This window comes from Bradyrhizobium sp. Kon10 (genome assembly GCF_055807395.1).
The window spans coordinates 1-246 of record NZ_JBVVOZ010000339.1; the positions used below are offsets into that span (position 1 = coordinate 1).

1 protein-coding gene is annotated in these 246 nt (G+C 58.5%); it reads left to right on the forward strand.

Annotated elements, in window-relative coordinates; all coding sequences use genetic code 11:
• The coding region (locus AC0L2O_RS37300) for a porin (protein ID WP_473373266.1) at positions 1–246 on the forward strand (246 nt) is incomplete at both ends.

Below are 246 nucleotides of genomic sequence, written 5' to 3' on the forward strand. Positions count from 1 at the left end.
CGGTTATGCCGGCAACGTCATCCAGGATACGCTGGTTCCCTACGGTGGTTTCGACACCAACGTCGTTCAGTACTACTTCGATGCCGGCAACGGCTTCTCGGCCGTGGTCTCTCTCGAACAAGGTTATGGCGACTTCACGATCGACAGCTATGTTCCGAATGTCGTCGGCGGCGTGAAGTGGACGCAGGGCTGGGGCGCCATCACCGGCGTCATTGCTTACGACGCCAACTATGAAGAAGTCGCCGG